Source organism: Methanobrevibacter wolinii SH, from assembly GCF_000621965.1.
Lineage (GTDB): Archaea > Methanobacteriota > Methanobacteria > Methanobacteriales > Methanobacteriaceae > Methanarmilla > Methanarmilla wolinii.
Genome location: NZ_JHWX01000012.1, coordinates 112,398 through 118,711, shown reverse-complemented (window position 1 = coordinate 118,711; position 6,314 = coordinate 112,398). Strand labels below are relative to the sequence as shown.

Here is a 6,314-nt window from a genome sequence, read left to right as displayed (position 1 = left end):
TTGTGTTTTGATTACTGTATCTAATTTTTTAAGGTTTTTAAAACCATTAGATGAAAATATTTGTTTTGATTTTCTAGAACCAATAATTTTAAATATTTTGTCCAACATAATATAATTTGGGTCGTTTTTATCAAAATTTAAGTTATGCAACATTTTAATCGTCAAATATATATTTGTTGCACTTATTATTTAAATTTATTGGTTTAAACGACCTTTTTTTATTAAATTACTAATTTTACAATTGTATTATTACAAAACAAGAATATACAATAATTAAAAATATAAAAATAAGAAAAATGAGGGCTCAAAAACAAGTCAAAAATTCAGGCCCCTAGATTTATTTATATTTATAGAAATAGTTTAACTTAATATATTAATGATGAAAAACTAATATAATATTACTATAAGAATTAGATTATACTAAATATTTAATTTATATAAAAATTTATAATAAAAAATTTTAAGTTAAACAATTATTTATTTTAATAAAGACGGAGATTAGTTGATATTATGTGCGGTATTGTCGGTTGTGTTTTAAAACATAAAAAAGCAGCACCAATATTACTAGATTGTATTTCTAAACTTGAATATAGAGGATATGATTCAGTAGGTATTGCTACAGAAAGTAATAAAATCTTTCTTAAAAAAGATAAAGGTAAAATTATTGATGTTAATACTAATCTTGATTTAGCAGATATGGAAGGTCAATGTGGTATTGCTCATGTACGTTGGGCAACTCATGGGGATCCTAATCGTGTAAATGCTCATCCTCATACTGATGAAATGGGGAATATAGCTGTTGTTCACAATGGAATTATTGAAAATCATGCTGAAATTAAAAAACAACTTATTAAAGAAGGTCATATCTTCAAATCAGAAACTGATACAGAAGTTATTCCTCATTTACTTGAAAAATTCATGAAAGAAGGTTCTGATTTAGAGGAAGCTATGAGAAAAACTGTTAAAATTATTAAAGGAGCATATGCAATTGCAGCTATTTGTAAAGATGAACCTAATAAAGTAGTTGCAACTAGAAAAGATAGTCCTTTAATTGTTGGTATTGGTGATGATGAATACTTTGTTGCTAGTGACTCACCAGCTATTTTAAAATATGCTAGAGATATAATTTATCCTGAAAGAGGAGAATTTGTAATTTTAACAATGGATGGAGTAACTATTAAAGATGAAAAAGGTAATATTATTGAGAAAAAAATAGAAACTATTAATTGGACTCCTGAAATGGCTGAAAAAGAAGGTTATGATTACTTCATGATTAAAGAAATCAATGAAGAATCTCGTGCTGTTAAAAATACATTAACTGAGAAAGATAATATTAAAAAAATAGTTGATGAAATTAAAGGTAATGTTAATAGAATAGTTTTTGTTGCTTGTGGAACAAGTTATCATGCTTCACTTACTGGAAAATATTTAATTGAGCAATTAGCAGGTATTCCAACAGATGTTCTTCTTGCATCTGAATTTAAATATTCAGTAAATACATTAAATGAAAACACTTTAGTTATTTTTATTTCTCAATCTGGTGAAACTGCAGATACACTTAAAGCATTAGATATGGCAAATGAAACTAGTAAAACTTTAGCAATTGTTAATGTTGCAGGATCTTCTGCTACTCGTAGAGCTCAATATGTAATACATACTCAAGCAGGTCCAGAAATTGGTGTTGCAGCAACAAAAACTTATATATCTCAATTAGTTTCAATTTACATCTTTGCAGGTCTTCTTTCAAATAATCAAGATTTACTTAATGCAGTTGAAAAAGTACCTAAATATATTGATGAAGTTCTTGAAGATATTGATTCAATTAAAGAAATGTGTTCTAAATATAAATATGCTGATGATTTCTTCTATATTGGTAGAGGTTATGCATATCCTATAGCACTTGAAGGAGCATTGAAACTTAAAGAAATCACATATATTCATGGTGAAGGTTATGCTGCAGGTGAACTTAAACATGGTCCTTTAGCATTAATTGATGAAGGAATTCCTGTTGTTGTTATTATACCACCTGGAGATAATTATAGAAAAACTATGAGTAATCTTGAAGAGGTTAAATCTCGTGGTGCTGATGTAATTGCTGTAGGTGCTAAAGGTGATGGTTTATTAGAAGAAAAAGCAAATGATGTTTTCTTAATAAATGAGGATATTCAGGATATTATTTCCCCTCTTGTATATACTATTCCATTACAATTATTATCATATTATATGGCTTTAGAAAGAGGTTACGATCCAGATAAACCTAAAAATTTAGCTAAATGTGTTACTGTAGAATAAAAAATATTTATTCTACTTTAAATTAGATATAATTTATATTTAATTAATATTATATACTAAAAAATAGACAAATATATTTATATTTTAATACTTATAAATTATATGATTAATTAAATTAATATTATATCTTTATATTTTTATTAGAATTTTTATAGTTCCTTAGTGTAATGGTAATCATACGAGACCCTGGATCTTGTGATGGCGGTTCGACTCCGCCAGGAACTACTAATTTTTAAACTTTTTATAATTTCTTAAATCTAATTTTTAATTATTTAATATTGTTTAATCTTTTAACAAATATGCTAGCAAATATATTTTTATTTTAATGTCTTGTTTTATTAATATTGTATTTAAAAATATTTCTTGTTTTAACTATTTCTTGTTAAATTAGTAATTACATGAAATATCTTTATTCTCAAAATCTTTAATAATAATAAAAATTAAATACTTTTTATATTATATACAATTTAGATTATTTTTAAAATTCGTTTATTCTATTTAATTTATTAAAATTATTTTTTCATAATATGTGAGAATATGGTTAATGTAAAAACAATTTTTAAAAATTCCACTTGGATGATGGGATCTCAGATTATAACAAATCTATGTGCCTTTATTTGGACTATATTAATGGCTAGATATTTAGGTGCATCTGTTTTTGGTATTTTATCATTTGCTATTTCATTATCTACACTTGTTGGTATTTTAATGGATTGTGGTACACAAACATATATTGTACGTACAATTTCAAGAGATTCTAAATTAACCAATAAATTATTTAATCAAATTATTCCTCTAAAAGTAATTTTAAGTATAATTGTAATTTCAACTACTATTATAGTACTATTTTTAACTGGAAGAGCTAGTGATGTAATTAACGTTAGTTTTATAATGTTATGTCAATATGCTTTTTTATGTATGAATGGATTTTTTTATGGTATCTTTCAAGCATATGAAAAAATGGAGTATCAAGCAATTTCCTCTGTTATAAACTCATTAATATTACTTGTTATTGTATTTATAGTAATGCACTTTAATTTAGGTTTATATGGAATGGCTTTTGCTTATTTAATTGCTATTATTTGTGCATTTATATACATTTATTCTAAAATTACTAATCTTGGTATTAAACCGCATTATTCTTTTAATATTGATTTTTCTAAAAAAATTCTAAAAGCAGCATTACCTTTTGGTTTAATGAGTATCTTTTATTCAATATACTTTACAATTGATGTGACTATGTTACAATATTTATCTACAAATGCTGCTGTAGGATTATATAATGCTGCTTATAAGGTAATTTCTATTCTTACAACATTTTATGCAGTATATCCACAGGTTATATTTCCAGTTATGAGTAAATTATTTAAAGATTCTAATGAATTATTAAAATTTTCATATGAAAAATCAATTAAATATTTACTTTTAATTATATTACCAATATGTGCAGGTATAATAGTATATGCAGAACCTTTAATGGCTTTTATTTATGGTAAAGGTTATATAGGTACTGGTGAAATTGTTACAGTATTAATATTCTCAATACCATTTTTATTTGTAAATGGTGCTTCAACTGTAGCTTTAAACTCATCAAATAATGAGATTTTAGTTACTAAAACATATGCTTATGCTGCAGTAATTAATATTATCTTAAATTTAATATTAATACCAAAATATTCTTACTTTGGTGCAGCTTTTGCAACAGTAATTAGTGAAATTATTATTACATTTATAATGTTTAGAGCAACTTCAAAATCAGATTATGCTTTAGGTTGGGTTCTTGTTAAGGACTTAATTAAGTTACTTATTGCAACAGTTTTAATGTTTGTTATACTAGATTATCTTAAACTTAATATTATATTTGGAGTTATTATTGGTGCTATTGTATACTTTGGAGTTTTATTTGTTACAAGAGTTTTAGATTCTGATGATAAAAAAATAATTAGAATTATTTTAAATAAAGAATAATTTTTATTTTTTACCCATTTTTTTAAAGATTAATTCCTTAGTTTTTAGTTATTTTTCATTGTTTAAGTTATATTTTTTCTTGTTTATCCGTTTTTTTTTTAGTTTATTTTAATATTTTATTTTTATATTTTCAAAAATTATTTATTAATTTATTTACAAATTTATCTTTAGATTAAATTTAGATTTATCTACAAATTTATTTTTAGTTTATATCTTTGATTTTAAATTTATTTTTTGTTTAAGGAGTTTGAATATGGATACATTAGAATTTTATGGTGGAGTAAATGAAATTGGCGGAAATAAGATTAAATTAAATCTTAATAATACTTCATTACTCTTAGATTTTGGTATGAGTTTTAAACAGTATGGTAAATATTTTGGAGATTTTATTAATCCAAGAAAAGCAAATGGTATTGGAGACTTTTTTGAGCTTGATTTAATTCCTAAAATTAAAGGTATTTATCGTGAAGATTACTTAAAACATATGGGGCTTCCTTTTGAAGATGAACCTGCAGTTAAAGGTTTGTTATTGTCTCATGCTCATGCAGATCATGCAAATTATATTACACATCTAAGAAATGATATTCCATTGTATATGAGTCTTAATTCTAAAATTATTCTTGAAGTTATTGATGAAACAGGTGCAAGTAATAGTTTTACTGATGTTTGTTCATATAAAAAACAATTTGAATATTATCTAAATAAAAAAGGTAGTTATTCTCAACTAAAAAGTCCAAATAATTTATCAAAAAGAGAAATCAATGTATTAAAACCATATGAAAATACAGTTATTGGAGATTTAAATATTCGACTTGCTCCAGTAGATCATTCTCTACCTGGTGCTAGTGCATTTCTTATTGAAAGTGATGATAAAAAAGTAGTATATACTGGAGATTTACGTTTTCATGGTAGAAATAGAGAATCTACTAAACGTTTTGTAAAAGAAGCTAAAAAATTTTCACCAGATATTTTAATATGTGAAGGTACACGTATTAATAGTGAATATTATAATAGTGAAAATTCTCATAAAAAAGTTCTTAATGTGGAAGAAGATATTGAAAAAAAAGCATATGATGATATTAATGAGTTTAATGGTCTTGTTATTGTAAATTTTCCTTTAAGAGATTTAGATAGGTTAATAACATTTCATAATATTGCAAAATCTACTAATAGAACTCTACTTATTAATATGAAACAAGCATATATGTTAAAACGTATTGAAGAAGAAAATCCTGAGAAAACTATTTATCCAAGTCTTAATGATAATAATTTAGGTATTTATATTCCACGTAAAGGTTCAGGTCTATTCCCAAATACATCATATATTTCTTATGAAGGAGAATGGAAGTATCCAAGTAAAGATGAATATTTAAAAGATTATTCTAAATGGGAAAGGGAATTTCTTGAGGATGATAAATATAATATTTGTACTTATGAGGATATTCAAGAAAATGAAAATCAATATATTATAAGACTTGATAATTTTTCATTTTTAGAATTAATTGATATTAAACCTAAAAGTGCAGTATACTTACATTCTACAACAGAACCATTTAATGAAGAAATGGAAATGGATTTTGAAATTACTCAAAATTGGTTGAATCATTTTAATATTCCTATTTTAAAACATTATCATTTATCTGGACATGCTGCTGGTCCTGAACTTATAGATATGGTTTGTGAGATTAATCCAGATGTTTTATATCCAATTCATACAGAACATGCTGAATTATATGATGTTTTAAATCATTTTGGAATTGAAGTTGTTCATCCTAAGAATTTAATTAATTCTTTTTAATCATTTTTAGTTATTGTTAAAATTCTCTAATTTTAATATAAAATTTAATTTTATTTTAATTATAAATGATTTTTAAAGACTTAAATCTTTAAATAAAATTATTTTTTACTTAATAATTAAAAATTTATTTATTATAATAAAATAATTTTTAAGTTTTTTTTAATACTTTAAATTATATTGATGTTTTATTAAATCTTAATTAAATTTATATAAATTATTAGTAATATATTACTAATATAAATCATAAAGTGATTTT

3 protein-coding genes and 1 pseudogene are annotated in these 6,314 nt (G+C 23.6%); 3 read left to right on the top strand and 1 reads right to left on the bottom strand.

The features are described from left to right. A pseudogene (locus tag T523_RS08935) lies at positions 1-153 on the bottom strand (IS5-like element ISMefo1 family transposase); the annotation flags it as partial. Positions 154-510: 357 nt separating this feature from the next. Here T523_RS08935 and glmS point away from each other — a divergent pair. The 3 genes from glmS to T523_RS01215 all read left to right on the top strand — a co-directional run bounded on the left by glmS (position 511) and on the right by T523_RS01215 (position 6,058). Further along, positions 511-2,292, top strand: coding sequence for a glutamine--fructose-6-phosphate transaminase (isomerizing) (gene glmS, locus T523_RS01225; protein ID WP_042707060.1), 1,782 nt, complete (start codon positions 511-513; stop codon positions 2,290-2,292). Positions 2,293-2,829: 537 nt separating this feature from the next. Next, positions 2,830-4,260, top strand: coding sequence for a flippase (locus tag T523_RS01220; protein WP_042707059.1), 1,431 nt, complete (start codon positions 2,830-2,832; stop codon positions 4,258-4,260). Positions 4,261-4,513: 253 nt separating this feature from the next. After that, the gene (locus T523_RS01215; protein WP_042707058.1) at positions 4,514-6,058 is read left to right on the top strand and encodes an MBL fold metallo-hydrolase; all 1,545 of its coding nucleotides are present in this window, start codon (positions 4,514-4,516) and stop codon (positions 6,056-6,058) included. Positions 6,059-6,314: the final 256 nt, after the last annotated feature.